The sequence below is a fragment of the Brevibacillus sp. NL20B1 genome, from assembly GCF_018195675.1.
In the GTDB taxonomy this organism is placed as follows: domain Bacteria; phylum Bacillota; class Bacilli; order Brevibacillales; family Brevibacillaceae; genus Brevibacillus; species Brevibacillus aydinogluensis.
This window is the reverse complement of sequence record NZ_JAGTPT010000001.1, coordinates 265333-281585: the sequence shown is the minus strand read 5'-3', so window position 1 is coordinate 281585 and position 16253 is coordinate 265333. Positions and strand designations below refer to the sequence as shown.

Below are 16253 nucleotides of genomic sequence, written 5' to 3'. Positions count from 1 at the left end.
GCTCAGGGTTGTGCAGCAAATTTGGCGCGCAGCGCACGCTCCACAACCGGCGGCACCAGGTCGCTCACGTCGGCGCTGTATCGGGCCAGTTCCTTGACGATGCTGGAACTGAGAAACGAATACTGATGGCTCGTCATCATGAACAGCGTCTCAACATGGTCATCCAGCTTTTTGTTGATGGAAGCCATCTGCATCTCGTACTCAAAATCGCTGACGGCCCGCAGTCCGCGGATCACCGCCCGTGCCTGACGCTGGCGAACGTAATCGATCAACAGGCCGTTGAAGGACTCCACTTCGACGTTGTCCAATCCGGCTGTCGCCTCGCGCAGCAGTTCGATGCGTTCTTCCACACTGAACAAGGACTGTTTCTTGGCATTGATCAACACCGCTACGATCACCTTGTCAAAAATGTTGGCGCCGCGGGTGATGATGTCGAGGTGTCCATTCGTCACAGGGTCAAAACTGCCTGGGCATACTGCGATGTTCATGAGATGGATGCATCTCCTTCCGACGCCGTTTGCTCGGCTTGATCGTCTTTTTCCAATTCGTGGGCATAAAGCGTCACCGTCGTCTCCCCATAGGTGGCGACGCGCTCCACTGCACAGCGGCCAATCGTTTCCGGCAGGCGGATGTCGCTGTCGTGTTCCGCCACGATCCACGCCCCGTCAGCGAGCAAACCCAGTTCCTGCATGACACGGATGTCCGCAACGATGTTTTGCTGGGCATATGGCGGATCGAGAAAGACCAGGTCAAACGCGACCCCACGTCTCCCCAGTGCCTTCAGCGCCCGAGACGCATCCGTGCGGTACAGCTCGGAACGGTCTTCCAGCCGGCAGGCAGCGATGTTTTGCTTGACGACCGCATGTGCTTTCGCGTCCCGTTCCACAAAAATGGCCCGTTCCGCTCCCCTGCTGAGCGCTTCGATCCCCAGCCCGCCGGTTCCGGCGTAGAGATCGAGCGCCCAGCCGCCGGAAAAGTACGGGCCGATCATATTGAAAATGGATTCCTTCACCTTGTCCGTCGTGGGCCGCGTGCTTTTGCCGGGGACGGCCAACAGCCTGCGTCCCTTGTGTTCACCTGCGATGACTCGCATAATGCCTCACCTTTGTATGTATGGAGAATGAGAATGATTTCATACTAACACAACCGGTCTGCTGCGTAAAATTGTGCCGTGGAAAAAAATTGCGCCGTGCATGTATAAGAGATGGAAGTTCTGGCAAAGAATATGGATAGCGACGCAACGGTGTCGCTGACAACCGCGGAGAAGACTTACGTTTCCCCATAAGCTCTTCCTCCGGTTTCTCCTCTCCCATAATTGAAAGGCGGTTTACTTTGGCGCACTGCGTGTCTGATAGGAGCATGCCGTGGCCGATCTCCCTGAGGGAGAAGTTAAACCGCTGCCTCATCGCCAATGGCGGTGAGGTATTTTTTTGTGATCCGGGCGGCACACTATCCGTTAAAAAGGAGGCAGACTCCATGGCAGAAAAACAGCCGTCGAAACAAAAACAGGAAGCCGCTGCCGCCCAGTCCCTCGCCGACCGCACAGGCATCGGCAAGGAAGAGGCGCGCCGCATGCAGTCTGAAGCCGACAAGTCCGAAGTGATCAAACACGGGCAGTAAATGAATGACGGAAAGCCAGCCGTACGTAAGAAACGGCTGGCTTTGTATTGAAAATTGGATGGGTGATGAAGCTCCGCTGCCAGGGAATGTCCCTTTCGTAAAGCGTTTGTCAGGTTTGTTCCCACGCGTATACGTGCACCAGTTTCTCCTTGAAGACAGTCTCTTTTTCCCGGAACATTCCGATCTTTTGGGCAACTCGTGCGGATGCGGCGTTTCCCGGTTGAATCAGGCAGATCAATCTCCTCAGCCCTTTCGCCGCTGCTCCGTACTCGCGAAACGCCATCGCCGCTTCGGACGCGTAGCCGTTTCCCCAGTATTCCTTCGCCATCCAGTAACCGATCTCTGTCTCCGGCTTCCCGTCCACTATTTGCTGCACCAGTCCCGCATGGCCGATGGGCTGCATGTCCTGTTTCCGCACTGCCACCATCAGCCCCAGACCGGAAGCGTAGGACTGCTGCACCCAGTCGTAAAAGCGTGTGACCTCTTCATCCGTTCTCGGCTTGCCATGCCCGATGTAGCGGACCACGTCCGGGTCTTTTAGCAGACTGGCAAGAAAAGGAAGATCATCCAGGCAATACGGGCGAAATAACAAACGATCCGTTTCCAGCATGCGAAATAACACTCCTCCTGTTATGGCCAGGCGGGCGCCTCCCCTGCTCACCGCGATGTGCAGGCGGGGGCTGTTAGTGGTTGGCCACCACTTTTTTGAGCAGGCGAATATCCGTGTCGTGCTAATTCACCAGTTCCTGCAATTCGCGAATGCTCCCATTCTTCTCCGTGTTATGGGCGACCTGCGCTTTGATCAACATCACCTGGTCCTTGATCTCGCGCACGTCACTTTCAATGATGTCCAAGCGGTGCTCGAATCGATCCATGCGCTGTTCAAGCCCGCCGATCCGCTCGTCCAGCCCTCTCAACTGCTGCCCCAATCCCGCGATCATGCTTTTCAACTCTTCCATCGCTCTCCCCCTCTTGCTTTCACTGTACAAAAAGAAAGCGCGCCTTGTCGAGCAAAATAACCTGCATTTCCCTCCTGGTAATTCCAACGGGGTGCAAATACTACGGACAGCAAACCCTGACAGGAGGACTGCCATGCACACGGTCTGGAAAGGTTCGATCAGTTTTGGTCTGGTCAATATCCCGGTGCGGATGCATACCGCGACGGAAGAGCGGGACATCCGCTTTCGCCAGCTTCACAGCGAATGCCACACGCCGATCAAGTACGCCAAAATGTGTCCGCACTGCCAGCGGGAAGTGGACGCGTCGGAGATTGTGCGGGGATTTGAATACGAAAAAGGCAATTTTGTAATCATTCGCGACGAGGATCTGGAAGCGATTTCCCCGGAAACGCGAAGAGCAATCGAGATCCTCGATTTTGTCGATCTGCACGAAATCGACCCGGTTTACTTTGACAAAAGCTACTTTCTCTCCCCCCAGGAAACCGGAGAAAAAGCGTACGCTCTGCTGCGGGCAGCCATGGAGGAAACAGGAAAAATTGCCGTTGCCCGCGTGACGATGCGCAACCGGCAAAGTCTGGCGGTGGTCCGGCTGTACGAACACTGCATCATGCTGGAAACCATCTTTTATCCCGACGAGGTTCGCCCCGTCTCACAGGTGCCGTCGCTGCCCGAAGCGGACGTCCCGCTGGCTGACAACGAGCTGAAGATGGCCGCAGAGCTGATTCGCAACATGACGACGCCGTTTGATCCGGCCAAGTATCGTGACGAATACCGCAGCCAACTGCAGACACTGATCGAGAACAAGCGGAAAGGAGAGGAAGTGGCGGTCGCTCCGGCGGCACCGCGCGCAAACGTGATCGATTTGATGCAGGCGTTGAAAGAGAGTCTCGCCGCAACCGGCGGAGCCTCCACTCCGGTCAAACTGGAGCCGGAGCCAACTCCGGCCGCACCCGCCAAAAAACGGACTGCAGCTGACAAAGAGGCACGTGAGGAGCCGGCTGCCGACACCACCACGACGACCACCAAGAAGCTCAAGCGCAAAAAAGCGAAGTCGTCCTGATCTACGGCAAGTCTGCTCATATTCTCTTTATAGAGAAAGGACGAGCGGACGTGCTCTTCGAAGAGGCGGATGGTGATCGTGCCGTCCATGGTGACGCCGCCGATATTGAAGCGGCGTTGTTAAAGCACTCTAAACGTGCTGCGTTTTGCCTGCGGGCCTGTTACCGCCGAAAACGTCAGGCAGATTGGCTCCGGCTCATACACCAGCCGCCACGTTCCTCTCCCGCTAGCGAAAACGCTTTTCGGCAGCAGCTTCAGCATGAGCCTAAGCGTTACGTCGTGTTCCAGGAAGCGCTCACACACTTCCTCCCCGACCAACTGCGCGGGCGGTTCCGGCAGCCGCTGCTCGCCGAAACAGGCAAAATCGGTCACCGCCCCGCTTACATGCACCTTAACGCGGCAGCCAGACAGCGGCAGCGGCAAACCCAGCGACTCCTGGCGAAAGTGAAACCAGACGCCGTCTTTTTTGGTGGTCACCGTCACGTGAGGGAATGCTTCCAGCTTCTTCAAGCCGCTCCCCGTCTTCGATCATGAGCCGGTACGACGATGGGATATTAAACAGAGACATCGCCCGCTTCCTGAGTCTGTCCAGCGCTGTCTCCACGCCTGCCGCATCCTGTTTCCGCACGGTGCACAACCTCCTGAACCCTTTCAATTTTTCTCCCTGATTGTTGAGTACATCTTGTTGCATCCACATTATACCAAAGCCAAAAAGATGAAAAATACCTGTCCCATGCCCTCCTTGCGGGCACAAGACAGGTTTGTCGTGTCGTCAGTGCTCGGACTGTCCTTCCGGTTCGATGTGGATGTGCACGGCTTTGACATTGTGAACGGCCTTCATCCGCGCCTCGATTTCCTCGGTGATCGTGTGGCTCTCCGTCACGTTCAGAGTGGGGTCCACGTGAATCACGACATCGACCAGCACGTTGCTTCCGTGGTAGCGCGCCTTGATATCTGTAACGTCCTTGACCCCGGGGATTTCGGCGATGGTGGAGCGCAGCGCAACCAGTTCGCTGCGGTCAAACCCGTCTGTTAATCGGTGGGCCGCCTCGCGGAAAATGGACCACGCCGTCCTCAGGATGATCCCGCCCACCACGAGCGCTGTCAACGGGTCCAGCCAATGCAGTTGAAACTGGGAGCCGGCCACTCCCACAAACGTGCCGACGCTGACCAGCGCATCGGAGCGGTTGTCTGCTGCCGCAGCCATCAAGCCCTGGCTTTGGGTTACCTGCGCCAGCCGCCGGTTGTAGCGGTAAACGCCGAACATGACGGCAGCGGTTGCCAGGGCGGTCCAGCCGGCCAGCATGTCAGGCGCGTTCATCTCCGGGGTGAACAACGCAGAGATTGCCCGGCTGAGGACTTCGATCCCGACCGCCAACATGATGAAGGATGCGACAAGAGCCGAGATGCTTTCTGCGCGTAAGTGGCCATAGGGATGGTCGTGATCAGGCGGTTTGCGAGAGATGCGCAGGCCGATCAGTACGGCGACGGACGCGACCACGTCAGTTGTGTTGTTCAGTCCGTCCGCCAGCAGCGCTTCCGAGCCTGCCAGCAGCGCCACCCCCACTTTCACCAGGGAGCAGCAGACATAGGCGATGATGCTGACCCACACCCCGCGTTCTCCCTGCTTCAGATTCGCGTACACATCCACCTGCATCACCTCAAAATTCCTTCTCACACGACCTTCATCGTACCAGACGACTCCCGAGTGGGTCTACGGAAACAGTTTTTGTCCGGGTCAGCATGATAGGCAGAGGGAAAATAAGTTGGACACTGCCAAAACCTCTTGCCGGATAGAATTGGAAATGGTAAGCTGGTGCTGTACAACAATACAGATATGCACGGGAGCTTGGGGAACCAGGCTGAGAGGATGGCTGATCCGCCGTCGACCGTTGAACCTGAACTGGGTAATGCCAGCGGAGGAATGTTGTTGACACCAAGAAATGCGGTGTGCGTCTGTTCGCGCACGCTCTTTCTTCGTCTGCGTCTGGCGTCGCATGGGTTCATGCGGCGTTTTTTCGTGACGCAGTTTCTCCGCCTCCCGCAGGGTTCACGACACGTGCAACCGTGACAAGGAGGTTTTTTTCATGTCCACTTCCCCCTTCCCCTTTATCTCCACAGCGGCCGTCCCGCCGTTTCCGGGCAGCCGCAAAACGTACGTCCAGGGCTCCAGACCGGACATCCGCGTGCCGATGCGGGAGATTTCCCAGCAGCCTACTATTACCCCGAACGGCGAAGTGCCCAACCCGCCGCTGCGCGTTTACGACACCAGCGGAGAGTATACGGCACCCGATTACATCGCCGACATCACCAAGGGACTGCCCGCCCTGCGCCGCAACTGGATCGCGGAAAGAAGCGACACCGAGGAATACGAGGGCCGCGAGCCCAAGCCGGAGGACGACGGCTACCGGAACTTCCCGCAGGAACCATCCGTCCCTATCTTTCCCGCCAAAAGACAGAAGCCGCTGCGCGCCCGCCAGGGGAAAAACGTCACCCAACTGCATTACGCCCGCCGCGGCATCATAACGCCGGAGATGGAATTTGTGGCGATCCGCGAGGGCGTCTCGCCGGAATTTGTGCGTCAGGAAGTGGCCAGCGGCCGGGCGATCATCCCTGCCAACATCAACCATCCGGAGAGCGAACCGATGATCATTGGCCGCCATTTTCACGTCAAGGTAAACGCCAACATCGGCACCTCCGCCGTCACCTCCTCCATCGGCGAGGAAGTGGAAAAAATGATCTGGGCCGTCCGCTGGGGGGCAGACACGATCATGGACCTGTCTACGGGCAAACACATCCACACCACCCGGGAATGGATCATCCGCAACAGCCCGGTTCCGGTCGGCACCGTCCCGATCTACCAGGCACTGGAAAAGGTGAACGGCAAGGCGGAGGAGCTGTCCTGGGAGGTGTACCGCGACACGCTGATCGAACAGGCCGAACAGGGGGTGGACTACTTCACCATCCACGCCGGCGTGCTGCTGCGCTACATTCCCCTGACGGCCAAACGGGTGACCGGCATCGTCTCGCGCGGCGGTTCCATCATGGCTGCCTGGTGTCTGGCGCATCACCAGGAAAACTTTTTGTATACCCATTTTGAAGAGATTTGCGAAATTCTGAAGACGTACGACATCGCCGTATCGCTGGGAGACGGCCTCCGCCCCGGTTCCATCGCCGATGCCAACGACGAGGCACAGTTTGCCGAGTTGGAAACGCTGGGAGAGCTGACCAAGATCGCCTGGAAACACGATGTCCAGGTGATGATCGAAGGCCCCGGTCACGTGCCGATGCACCTGATCCGTGAGAACATGGAACGGCAGCTCACCGTGTGTCAGGAAGCCCCCTTCTATACATTGGGGCCGCTTACCACTGACATCGCTCCCGGTTACGACCACATCACCTCCGCGATCGGAGCAGCCATGATCGGCTGGCTTGGCACGGCGATGCTGTGCTACGTGACGCCCAAGGAGCACCTTGGCCTGCCGAACAAGGAAGACGTCCGCAACGGGCTGATCGCCTACAAGATTGCCGCACATGCCGCCGACCTGGCCAAAGGTCACCCGCGCGCCCAAGAACGGGACGACGCCCTGTCCAAAGCGCGGTTTGAATTTCGCTGGAACGACCAGTTCAACCTGTCGCTTGACCCGGAACGGGCCCGTGAATACCACGACGAGACACTCCCGGCGGAAGGGGCGAAAACAGCGCACTTCTGCTCGATGTGCGGCCCCAAATTTTGCAGCATGAACATCACGCAGGAAATCCGCGCGTACGCGCAGCAGAACAACCTGACTGTAGAGAAAGCCGTGGAACAAGGGATGAAAAAGCAGGCGAACGCCTTCCGAAAACAGGGGAACCAGCTCTACACGTAAGCGGCGCTCCCTGGCTCCGCTTGCGCACCTGCAAGACGAGGAGGAGATCGCGTGAATCAGGCGGAACAGCTTCTCGCGGAAGCAAAACGACTGGAGGCTGAATGGAAGAAGGTAAAGCAGCAGTTGGCAAAGCTCCAATCCGAATGCGAACACGACTTTGCCCGAGGCCAGCTTTCGATGACCTGCCGCAAATGCCTGTACACGGAGAGTACGTACTACTAAACAGCCCGAGGCGATGAGACGGATGCCGCTCATCGCCTCTTCTTCGTCCTAATGGGGAACAATCATTGATGAGGCTGATTCGGACGGCTCCTTTCTTCCGTCTGACGGCCAATTCCGTTACCTGGACGAGGTGGAACATGAAACCGATCATCCCGATGGAGCCAGTGGCGAGCGACACCATCCCCCAGGAGCCGGGCTGGATTGCCCAGGTGAAATGGGACGGCGTTCGCATCCTTACCTATTATGACGGCAAACACGTGCAGCTGTTCAATCGAAAGGGAAACGAGCGCACCCATCACTACCCTGAACTAGCAGATATTGAAACGTACTGCCGAGCCGACTCCGTGATCCTGGATGGTGAAGTGATCGCGCTGGGGAGCGACGGCAAACCGTCCTTTCATGAAGTGATGCGCCGGGACGGGATTCGCCGCATGCAGAACGTGCCCCGGATGCAGCAGACTGTGCCGGTTACCTACATGATTTTTGACTGTCTGTACCTAAACGGGGAATGGATCAACCAACGCTCCTTGCAGGACAGGCTCAAACTGCTGTCCGAAACAATCGAACCGAACAGCCACGTGCAAGTGGTGTCGTCCCATGATAACGGTTCCGCCCTGTTTGAGGTGATCCGGCAGCACGGCATGGAAGGCATCGTCATGAAGCGGCTGGATGCCCCCTATCTCATCGGTGCGAAAAAAGCCGTGTGGCTGAAGATCAAACACTACCGGGATGTGATTGCCGCCATTGGCGGTTTCACCTTGAACGGCGGAGTCGTCAACGCGGTGCTGTTGGGCCTCTACGATGAGCAGGGCCGGTTTTGGTACATCGGTCATGCGGGAACGGGCAAACTGTCCCGCCAGGAGTGGCGGGAGCTGACCGACAGGCTGATGCCTGCAGTTATCCGGGAAAAACCCTTCGTAAACAGGCCCGATCGTCACCATGGCGTATTCTGGGTGACCCCCACGCTGACGGCCAAAATCAAGTACGCGGAATGGACGGAAGGGCGATCACTTCGCCAGCCATCCATTCAGGCAATCGTGGACGTACCGCCGCACACCTGCAGGCTGGACAGGGAGATGATGAGATGATCTTCTAGTGGTCCGCAGAGGCTGTATCATTCCCCTGCGACTGCTTGTGTTTCAGGTGATTGACCGCCTGCATTTCCAGATAGGAGCTCACCAGCGCCACCAGAAAGCTAAGAAAGTACGCTACGCCGCTGATCAGGCCGGCCACTCTGTACTGATTCTCCAGCAAGGCCCCGCCGACGATCGACACGAGACACACACCTAACGCCAGTTTGTTGATCCAGGCCCAGATCTGACAGCGCCTATACTCTCTCGTATGGGCGGAATGCGAGTCACGTCCGCTTCCCCGTTCTCGCAGAAGGGCTGCGGCAAACAGGAAGGCCAGCAGGGGAAGTTGGAAGATAAGCGTGATTGCCGGTATGCCGTAGCTGAAGAAGCGCAGCACGTCATCCGTATTGGGAAACGACAGTAGCGAGGAGACCACGATGAACAAGCCGCACGGCCCATTGGAGGCGGCGTAGTGTTGCTGGCCGGCGAACGATCCGACGCCGACAAGAAAGGCGATGTAGGTGACGACTGCCTTGATTGTAAAGGCCGGAAACCAGATGCTGAACACGATCACTTCCACGCGGTCCAGGAAGTCGGTAATGTGGATCTGCTGCACTAGCGCGTAAACAGGGAAAGTCAACCTGCTGGTGATCAGATACCCCATCACGCCCAACTGAACCACCATCAACAGCGTCAGCGAGAACCCGGCAATGATCGCCCCGTGTTTCATTGCGGAATACAGGAGCCGGGGATGGGAAATGGCATGCAGAAACGCACCGAACAAAAAGATGCTGCCAAACACCCCTGACGGGAGGAGATTACCGAGACCGACGGCCGCGATGTTGCTCTCCAGCACCGGCTCCAGCCGTTCAACCGCATACTCGTTGCTCAGTGTGAAGTACAGCATGATGGTGATGAGAAAAAATACGGGAAAGTACATTTCATTGACGCGGGCAGCCACTTCCGTGCTTGTTCGGCCGTAGTACACCAGCATCAGGACGAATACCAACAAAATGATTTCAAGCGGCGTCCGGGGCAGCAGCATCACTTGCAGGAACAAGCTGACCCCCTTGATGTCCGCCACCAACAACAGCCAGAGGTAAAACAGAACGAGGGCGTTTACGAAGCCACCGATCCACCTGCCCCCTGCCAGAAAGATGATTTCAAACAGGTTTTTTCCGGGGTAGGCCCGGGACAGCCTCGCGAAGACCAGGGCTACCAGTATTGCGTAAAACGTCGGGAGGATGAAGGCAAACCACGCATCATTCTTGGCGATCTGGGCCAGTGTTTTCGGCTGGCTGAACAACGCCCCCGTAATCAGGACGCTGCCGATCAGCCAGGCAATCTGCCGATGATTGATCACCTGTTTATGGATCATGACAGGCCCTCCTTACCAGATGTTTTCCATCCACTGCTGCAGGCCAACGGAAAAGACGTCGGCCAGGTAATTGGTTGGCATGATCACGTGGAGTTGAAACTGCAGTGCTATGAACAACCCGATCGTGAGCAGGTAAAAGAAACCCATCACTCGCCTTTGCTTGACTGGCATGCTTTTTCGCTTCATGAAAAACTGGACCAGGGACGCTAGCAGCAAGAGCACGTACAAAACCAGGGCGACACTATTCATGGCGATCTTCCTTTGTGATGTTCTCTGTTGTCTGGCCGATATTGGTGATCTCGGCTTTGGTCCGGACGTGGAATTCCGCCTGCGCAAGGCGCTCGTTCCAATTATCCCGCAAATGGCTTCGCCACTCGCGGGGATACTCTCGAGCCAACACCAGGCCCAGCCCGATGGTGTCCGTCCGCTGCCGTTTCATCTGAGCCAACGTCTTCTTTACTGTTTCGGTAATATGATTGGACAGTTTTCGCTCCAGCGCAGCCAGGTTGTCCGCCCTGCCCAGATCGGCATCGGTCAAGTTTTCGATAACGGACGCCGACGCGTCCACATTGATCATAAACTGGATACGGCCCTGCTTGATTACAGGCTTGATTTCCGCCTTTCCCTTGTCGAACCGGACGTTGACGGTTTCCTTTTCTGTCAGGGAAACCTTTGTGGAAAAGGGCGTAAACTGACGGTGAAACCACCGCAGTCCCCCTGCCGCTTCCTGGTTGAACACCCCCACCATCTTGTCGCGGAGAAATTGGGCCACCCCAAGTACTTGAATCTCCTTCGACTTTCCTTTGGGATGGGAATTGACGGCCGCCACGTACGGCAGATAGGGGTCCACACCAGGTGTGCTCAGCGTCTGTGCCATGTCCTTGACGGTGACGGGAACCGATTCCATTTTGATCAGTTCCCGCATCGCCTCACCGGAGAAGCGTTCAAAGCTGGGCTGCACCTGCAGCATGTTAAACCCCTTCCCCTTGGCCAGCACCAGGTAGGCAGTCAGCCGGTTCTCAGGGAAACGGGCCACCACATCCAGCACCTCGCTCAGTCCATCTCGGGCCAACGCCTCCCCAATGACGATCACGCGATGGTGGGCGTAGTACAACTGCCGGCTCATCCTGGCCTGAATCAGGCTGTGTGCTTCCCGCAGCGTCTTGCCAGTGGCCGAGTCGACGTAATAGACATTGTCCCCGCTGGTACCTCCTCCGCCACCGGTCGGTCCGCCCAAACTGCTTACCAGCGGAACCTGAACGGACAAACGATATTCACCATTGGCCTCCTTGTCGATGGAAAACGCAATCACGATGGCAATGTCGTTCACTTCCGTCCGGTCCCAACATCCGCTCATCAGCAGTCCGCAGAGAGCGACGACACAACCCTTCATCCACCGTCTCATTCGTTCATCCCTCTCCTTTGGTGCGGCCTTTGTCGCCATGCCCGCCTCCGCCTTGGCGAACAGCCCCGGATTGGCCTTTGCGCTGCTGTTGGCCGGTTTGGCCGGTTCGCATCCGCCGGGCGTCCTGCACGCCGAGAAAGCTGGGCCGTTTTTTCATGAACGGCCACGGAGCACGAATCAGCACGTCCTTCAGGTCACTCACTGACATCGGCGCGATCGGGGACAAGTAGGGAACGCCCATCGAACGCAGGTTGGCCAAGTGTCCCATAATCAGCACGATGCCGACGAGAATGCCGTATATGCCCAAAATCGAGGCGGCGATCATCAGCGGAAAACGCAGCATCCTAAGCGCAATGGAAGCGTTGAAATGAGGTATGGTAAAGGAAGCGATCCCTGTGATGGACACGACAATCACCATCGGCGCTGACACAATCCCAGCCTCCACGGCCGCCTGTCCCACGACAAGCGCCCCCAGGATGCTGACCGCCTGGCCGACTGTCTTGGGCAGACGCACCCCGGCCTCCCGCAGGGCTTCAAAGGAGATTTCCATGATCAGCGCCTCCACGATCGCCGGAAACGGGATCGACTCCCGCGCCGCCGCGATGCTGAGCAGCAGGGTGGTGGGCAGCATCTGCTGATGAAACGTGGTGATGGCTACATAGGCGGCGGGCGTGAGCAGCGAAATGAGCAGGAACAAATAACGCAGCCAGCGGATCAGGGTTGCCGGCATGAATCGTTCGTAGTAGTCTTCGTTCGCCTGCAGCATGATCCAGAACGTGGTGGGCACGATCAGCACCATAGGCGTACCGTCGACCATAATGGCGACACGCCCTTCCAACAGTGCTCCCGCCACCGTATCCGGACGCTCGGTATACTGGACCTGGGGAAAAGGAGAATAGATGTTGTCCTGAATCAATTCTTCGATGTAGCCCGACTCCAAAATTCCGTCGGTTTCGATCACACTGATGCGCCGCGTCACTTCTTCCACCAATTGCGGGTCGGCGATCCCCTCCAGGTACGCGAGCGCCACGTTGGTATTGGTTTCCCTGCCAATCACCAACGATTTCATTTTCAACCGGGGGGTCTTGAGTCTGCGCCGCAGCAGGGAGGTGTTGGTCCGAATGTTTTCGATGAAGCCCTCCCGCGGGCCGCGCACCACCGCCTCCCCCTCCGGTTCATCGACGGAGCGCTTTTCCGGGCCGCGCATGCCCATGGTGAGCGCCTCCGTGTTTCCGTCCACCACGATGCCGGTGTCTCCCGACAGCACGGCCTGTAAAAACTCTTTGTAATCCTTTACCTTGGCGATTTGCGAAACCGGCAGCAGTTTCTTTTGGATCACATCGACGTCGCGATCGCCGCTCTCCAGGATCATCAACGCCTCCAGCGCCTGGTTGACCTCTCTCGTATCAACCAGGCCGTCGACGAATACAGCCACCGCCGCGACGCCGTTTTTCATGTTGAACTCGCGGATGACAAAGTCGGAGCAGTCGGAAAACAGCTGTTTTAACACGTGCACATTTTCCTGCAGGGTGGGGTAAAGAGGAACCCCTTCCATCTCGGTCAAACTGCAGGTATTGATCGTATGTATCAATTCTTCCTTGCTTGACTTTCCGTTCTTAGCCATCGCATTCACCAACCGTTGGCAAGCTATCCGTATTATGGGTGCCGAACCGGAAAAATATGCAGCCCGCTTTAGCCCGCATAACCGTCATGCACCGGGGCATAGTAGTGGCAAACCATCGGATGCAATCCCGAACATTTTTCCGGAAAGAGGGTAGCAAAGCGATGCCGACAGCCGCGACCGATCTCGTATTGAGCGTCGAAGGCAGGGAACTGACCATCACCAACCCGCACAAACTGCTATGGCCGGAAGCAAATGTCACCAAATGGGACTATATCCGCTACCTGTTGGAGGTGGCGCCTCCCCTGCTGCGCTACGCCCAAAACCGCCTGTTGACCGTGATCCGCTATCCGCACGGCGTTGGCGACAAGCATTTTTACCAGAAAAACCTGCCCGCGTACGCGCCGGACTGGATTGCCACGAGCCGCTGGGAAAACACGCGGTATCCGCTGTGCAACGACACCGCCACACTGGTCTGGATGGCCAATCAGGCTGCATTGGAGTGGCACGTGTCATTTCATCTCGCCCATGATGAAACGCCGACCGAGCTGGTGTTCGACCTGGACCCTTCCACCCCCGAGTTCGCACCGGCAGCCGAGACGGCGCTGCTGTTGAAAGAAGTGCTGGACGGGTTGAATCTGCCCTCATTCGTCAAGACATCGGGGGCCAGCGGCCTGCAGGTCTACATCCCGATCGAGCGTCGCTACAGCTTTGACGAAACCCGTCAAGTCAGTCAATTCGTCGCCACCTATCTGGCGGAAAAACACCCCAGCCTGGTCACGATCGAACGCCTGGTGAAAAACCGGGGAACCAAGTTGTACATTGATTATTTGCAGCACTGGCGCGGCAAAACACTGCCTGCTCCCTACTCCACGCGCGCCCGCCCGCAAGCGACGGTCTCCACTCCGATCACGTGGGACGAAGTGCCCCGGATTCATCCGACCGACTTTACCGTCCATACCGTGCCACAGCGGCTAAAGGAACGAGGAGACTTGTTCGCGCCGGTCCACGATCCCAACCGGCGGGCATCCCTGGACCCGATTCTCGCCTTTCTCGCCAGGCGGAGATGATCACGTTGAGAACGCGGCCTCGCCCCTCCTTGCTTCTGCCTTCCCTGTAATGGAACTGTCTGTGCCGGTTGTGCTATACTGTGCATCAGATGGTTGATGGCAAGGAGGAATTCATCATGATTGATCCGATTGCGTTGACGCTCGGCCCCATCAAGATTCACTGGTACGGCGTAATCATGGGGCTGGCGTTTTTTCTGGGCACGTATTTGGCCCGCTACAACGCCAAACGGGCCGGGATCGATCCCGACCACGTGCTGAACATGGTCGTGCTGATCATCCCGGCCGCGATTATTTGTGCCCGTTTGTATTACGTTATTTTTGAGTGGGAGCAGTACAAAGACAATCTGTTTGACGTCATTGCCGTATGGAAGGGCGGATTGGCCATCCACGGCGGGTTGATCGGCGGTTTTCTTGCCGGTGTCTGGTACGTCCGCAAGCACAATCTTCCGCTGCGCAAGCTGGGAGATGTGCTGATGCCCAGCGTCATTTTGGGACAGGCGCTCGGCCGCTGGGGCAACTTCATCAACCAGGAAGCCCACGGCGGGCCGGCCACCGAGGAGTTCATGTCGCATTTTCCTGCGTTTATCCGCGAACAGATGTACATAGGCGGCCAGTACTACCACCCCACATTTCTGTACGAATCGCTGTGGAACCTCGTGGTCTTCGCCATCCTGATGGTCATGCTGTACCGGTTGAAACGCTTTGACGGACAGGTGCTGTTCAGCTACATGATCCTCTACTCGCTCGGCCGCTTCTTTATTGAGGGCATGCGCACTGACAGCCTGATGCTCGGCCAAACGCTGCGCGTCGCCCAGCTTGTCAGCCTCAGCCTGATCGTCGTCGGGGTTGTGCTCATGCTGGTGTATGCCCGCGCGAGCAGACAGCCGTCCGATCACTCCGAGCAAACGCCGAAATGACGAATACATACGCCCAAAAAACCGATCCGTGTAGTATGAACCCCTTAAACGTAGACGTTGGAACCCCTATGGTTGACCGATCAATACGTTAGGGGTTCATTCTTTTCAAACAGTCAACGGCCAAACGTTCCCACAGCTCTTGTCCCTGAGACGCCCGGAAAGCAGTTGAAATCCATAAGGACGTGTCTGGACTGATCGGAACAGATACGGTTGAAACAAAATAAGCCGACCCCGGTCGCGTACCGGGGCCATCTAGCAGATTACGGTCATTCCTTGACGGTAAACTCAATGGAGCCCAGTCCGTCCCATTTGGCAGAAACGACATCGCCGACAGCAAGTGGCTGCGCTCCGGTAATGCCGCCGGTCAAGATCAGTTGACCGGCGTGCAGCTTGCGCCCTCTGCGAGACAGCATGTTGGCCAACATGGCGACGGAATGGGCCGGATGTCCCAGCACTGCCGCCCCTGCGCCCAAATCTTTCAATTCCCCGTTGATGGAGAGGGTAACTCCGACCAGATCCAGTTCCAGCTCATCCGGTCTGCGCTGCCTCGATCCGATGAACACACGGGAAGCGGACGTGTTGTCCGCGATCACGTCGGGGAGGGTGAACTGAAAATTCAGGTAGCGGCTGTCGATAATCTCCAGGGCGGGAACGACGTATTCCGTGGCGGCCAACACGTGAGCGCCCGTCACTCCCGGTCCTTCGATATCCCTGCCGAGGATGAACGCGATTTCGGCTTCCACTTTCGGATGAATCAATTCACGGAAAGACAGGACGCCGCTGTCAACGGACATGTAATCAAACACATGGCCGTAGATCGGCTCGTTTACGTTCATCTGCTTCATTTTGGCCCGGCTGGTAAAGCCCATTTTCAGCGCGATCACCCGATGGCCCTGCTCGCGCTTGATGGCAACCAGCTCATCCTGGATCCGGTACGCATCCTCTACCGACAAGTCTGGATATTCAGCCGTAAGTTTCACCTCTTCCTGCCGGTTGAACTCCGCATCGACCAGCTTTTGCGCCAATGATCTGTAGGAATGTTCCGCAAGCAAGCTGTCCA

Annotated in this window: 18 protein-coding genes; 7 read left to right on the top strand and 11 right to left on the bottom strand. The window is 57.2% G+C overall.

All coding sequences use genetic code 11. The features are described from left to right. Positions 1-2: 2 nt before the first annotated feature. Both coaD and rsmD read right to left on the bottom strand, forming a co-directional pair. Positions 3-488 (bottom strand): pantetheine-phosphate adenylyltransferase, encoded by a 486-nt coding sequence (gene coaD, locus KDN35_RS01480; RefSeq protein WP_171566933.1) that lies wholly within the window; start codon positions 486-488, stop codon positions 3-5. After that, the gene (rsmD, locus tag KDN35_RS01475) at positions 485-1093 is read right to left on the bottom strand and encodes a 16S rRNA (guanine(966)-N(2))-methyltransferase RsmD (RefSeq protein WP_171566932.1); all 609 of its coding nucleotides are present in this window, start codon (positions 1091-1093) and stop codon (positions 485-487) included. Before rsmD ends, coaD begins: the two co-directional genes overlap by 4 nt. 383 nt (positions 1094-1476) lie before the next feature. Between rsmD and KDN35_RS01470 the strand changes: the two genes are divergently transcribed. Continuing rightward, a complete protein-coding gene (locus KDN35_RS01470) occupies positions 1477-1620 on the top strand; it encodes a hypothetical protein (RefSeq protein ID WP_171566931.1) in 144 nt (47 codons plus the stop codon). A gap of 109 nt (positions 1621-1729) precedes the next feature. Here the strand turns inward: KDN35_RS01470 and KDN35_RS01465 are convergent, their stop codons facing one another. After that, positions 1730-2230, bottom strand: coding sequence for a GNAT family N-acetyltransferase (locus tag KDN35_RS01465; protein WP_212131907.1), 501 nt, complete (start codon positions 2228-2230; stop codon positions 1730-1732). Positions 2231-2351: 121 nt separating this feature from the next. Beyond that, positions 2352-2579 carry a hypothetical protein gene (locus tag KDN35_RS01460; RefSeq protein WP_212131906.1) on the bottom strand — a complete coding sequence of 76 codons (228 nt, stop codon included), beginning with the start codon at positions 2577-2579 and terminating at the stop codon, positions 2352-2354. Positions 2580-2712: 133 nt separating this feature from the next. On the opposite strand from KDN35_RS01460, the gene ku reads away from it, so the two are divergent. After that, entirely contained in the window at positions 2713-3639 is a 927-nt protein-coding gene (ku, locus tag KDN35_RS01455; protein WP_212131905.1) for a non-homologous end joining protein Ku, read from the top strand. 119 nt (positions 3640-3758) lie between these two features. Here the strand turns inward: ku and KDN35_RS01450 are convergent, their stop codons facing one another. Both KDN35_RS01450 and KDN35_RS01445 read right to left on the bottom strand, forming a co-directional pair. Next, positions 3759-4148, bottom strand: a complete 390-nt coding sequence (locus tag KDN35_RS01450; protein WP_249178836.1) for a YcdB/YcdC domain-containing protein — start codon at positions 4146-4148, stop codon at positions 3759-3761. Between the two features lie 262 nt (positions 4149-4410). Continuing rightward, entirely contained in the window at positions 4411-5289 is an 879-nt protein-coding gene (locus KDN35_RS01445; RefSeq protein ID WP_171564502.1) for a cation diffusion facilitator family transporter, read from the bottom strand. A 436-nt stretch (positions 5290-5725) separates the two neighbouring features. On the opposite strand from KDN35_RS01445, the gene thiC reads away from it, so the two are divergent. From thiC to KDN35_RS01430, 3 genes are all read left to right on the top strand, one after another. Next, positions 5726-7507, top strand: a complete 1782-nt coding sequence (gene thiC / locus KDN35_RS01440; protein WP_171564213.1) for a phosphomethylpyrimidine synthase ThiC — start codon at positions 5726-5728, stop codon at positions 7505-7507. Between the two features lie 51 nt (positions 7508-7558). Beyond that, the gene (locus KDN35_RS01435) at positions 7559-7729 is read left to right on the top strand and encodes a hypothetical protein (protein ID WP_171564214.1); all 171 of its coding nucleotides are present in this window, start codon (positions 7559-7561) and stop codon (positions 7727-7729) included. 137 nt (positions 7730-7866) lie between these two features. Next, on the top strand, positions 7867-8817 hold the full coding sequence (locus tag KDN35_RS01430; RefSeq protein ID WP_171564215.1) for an ATP-dependent DNA ligase: 951 nt from the start codon (positions 7867-7869) through the stop codon (positions 8815-8817). 4 nt (positions 8818-8821) lie between these two features. Here the strand turns inward: KDN35_RS01430 and KDN35_RS01425 are convergent, their stop codons facing one another. From KDN35_RS01425 to KDN35_RS01410, 4 genes are read right to left on the bottom strand one after another with little or no spacing between them, the layout of a single operon-like run. After that, a complete protein-coding gene (locus tag KDN35_RS01425) occupies positions 8822-10180 on the bottom strand; it encodes a GerAB/ArcD/ProY family transporter (protein ID WP_171564216.1) in 1359 nt (452 codons plus the stop codon). 12 nt (positions 10181-10192) lie between these two features. Beyond that, positions 10193-10429 carry a hypothetical protein gene (locus KDN35_RS01420; RefSeq protein WP_171564217.1) on the bottom strand — a complete coding sequence of 79 codons (237 nt, stop codon included), beginning with the start codon at positions 10427-10429 and terminating at the stop codon, positions 10193-10195. Next, a complete protein-coding gene (locus tag KDN35_RS01415; RefSeq protein ID WP_171564218.1) occupies positions 10422-11585 on the bottom strand; it encodes a Ger(x)C family spore germination protein in 1164 nt (387 codons plus the stop codon). Before KDN35_RS01415 ends, KDN35_RS01420 begins: the two co-directional genes overlap by 8 nt. A gap of 4 nt (positions 11586-11589) precedes the next feature. Beyond that, positions 11590-13209, bottom strand: coding sequence for a spore germination protein (locus KDN35_RS01410; RefSeq protein WP_171564219.1), 1620 nt, complete (start codon positions 13207-13209; stop codon positions 11590-11592). 161 nt (positions 13210-13370) lie between these two features. Between KDN35_RS01410 and ligD the strand changes: the two genes are divergently transcribed. Both ligD and lgt read left to right on the top strand, forming a co-directional pair. After that, positions 13371-14276, top strand: a complete 906-nt coding sequence (ligD, locus tag KDN35_RS01405) for a non-homologous end-joining DNA ligase (RefSeq protein WP_171564220.1) — start codon at positions 13371-13373, stop codon at positions 14274-14276. Positions 14277-14392: 116 nt separating this feature from the next. Then, positions 14393-15193: a prolipoprotein diacylglyceryl transferase gene (lgt, locus tag KDN35_RS01400; RefSeq protein WP_171564221.1), complete on the top strand. Its 801-nt coding sequence runs from the start codon at positions 14393-14395 to the stop codon at positions 15191-15193. Positions 15194-15459: 266 nt separating this feature from the next. Here lgt and KDN35_RS01395 read toward each other — a convergent pair whose 3' ends face one another. Then, entirely contained in the window at positions 15460-16245 is a 786-nt protein-coding gene (locus tag KDN35_RS01395) for a 2-keto-4-pentenoate hydratase (RefSeq protein WP_171564222.1), read from the bottom strand. Positions 16246-16253: the final 8 nt, after the last annotated feature.

Excerpts from the sequence above, each read along its gene's own strand:
- KDN35_RS01460 (WP_212131906.1), bottom strand. The coding sequence starts at position 2,579 with ATGGAAGAGTTGAAAAGCATGATCGCGGGATTGGGGCAGCAGTTGAGA.
- rsmD (WP_171566932.1), bottom strand. The coding sequence starts at position 1,093 with ATGCGAGTCATCGCAGGTGAACACAAGGGACGCAGGCTGTTGGCCGTC.
- ligD (WP_171564220.1), top strand. The coding sequence starts at position 13,371 with ATGCCGACAGCCGCGACCGATCTCGTATTGAGCGTCGAAGGCAGGGAA.
- ku (WP_212131905.1), top strand. The coding sequence starts at position 2,713 with ATGCACACGGTCTGGAAAGGTTCGATCAGTTTTGGTCTGGTCAATATC.
- coaD (WP_171566933.1), bottom strand. The coding sequence starts at position 488 with ATGAACATCGCAGTATGCCCAGGCAGTTTTGACCCTGTGACGAATGGA.
- thiC (WP_171564213.1), top strand. The coding sequence starts at position 5,726 with ATGTCCACTTCCCCCTTCCCCTTTATCTCCACAGCGGCCGTCCCGCCG.
- KDN35_RS01410 (WP_171564219.1), bottom strand. The coding sequence starts at position 13,209 with ATGGCTAAGAACGGAAAGTCAAGCAAGGAAGAATTGATACATACGATC.
- lgt (WP_171564221.1), top strand. The coding sequence starts at position 14,393 with ATGATTGATCCGATTGCGTTGACGCTCGGCCCCATCAAGATTCACTGG.
- KDN35_RS01470 (WP_171566931.1), top strand. The coding sequence starts at position 1,477 with ATGGCAGAAAAACAGCCGTCGAAACAAAAACAGGAAGCCGCTGCCGCC.
- KDN35_RS01420 (WP_171564217.1), bottom strand. The coding sequence starts at position 10,429 with ATGAATAGTGTCGCCCTGGTTTTGTACGTGCTCTTGCTGCTAGCGTCC.
- KDN35_RS01425 (WP_171564216.1), bottom strand. The coding sequence starts at position 10,180 with ATGATCCATAAACAGGTGATCAATCATCGGCAGATTGCCTGGCTGATC.
- KDN35_RS01415 (WP_171564218.1), bottom strand. The coding sequence starts at position 11,585 with ATGAGACGGTGGATGAAGGGTTGTGTCGTCGCTCTCTGCGGACTGCTG.
- KDN35_RS01465 (WP_212131907.1), bottom strand. The coding sequence starts at position 2,230 with ATGCTGGAAACGGATCGTTTGTTATTTCGCCCGTATTGCCTGGATGAT.
- KDN35_RS01430 (WP_171564215.1), top strand. The coding sequence starts at position 7,867 with ATGAAACCGATCATCCCGATGGAGCCAGTGGCGAGCGACACCATCCCC.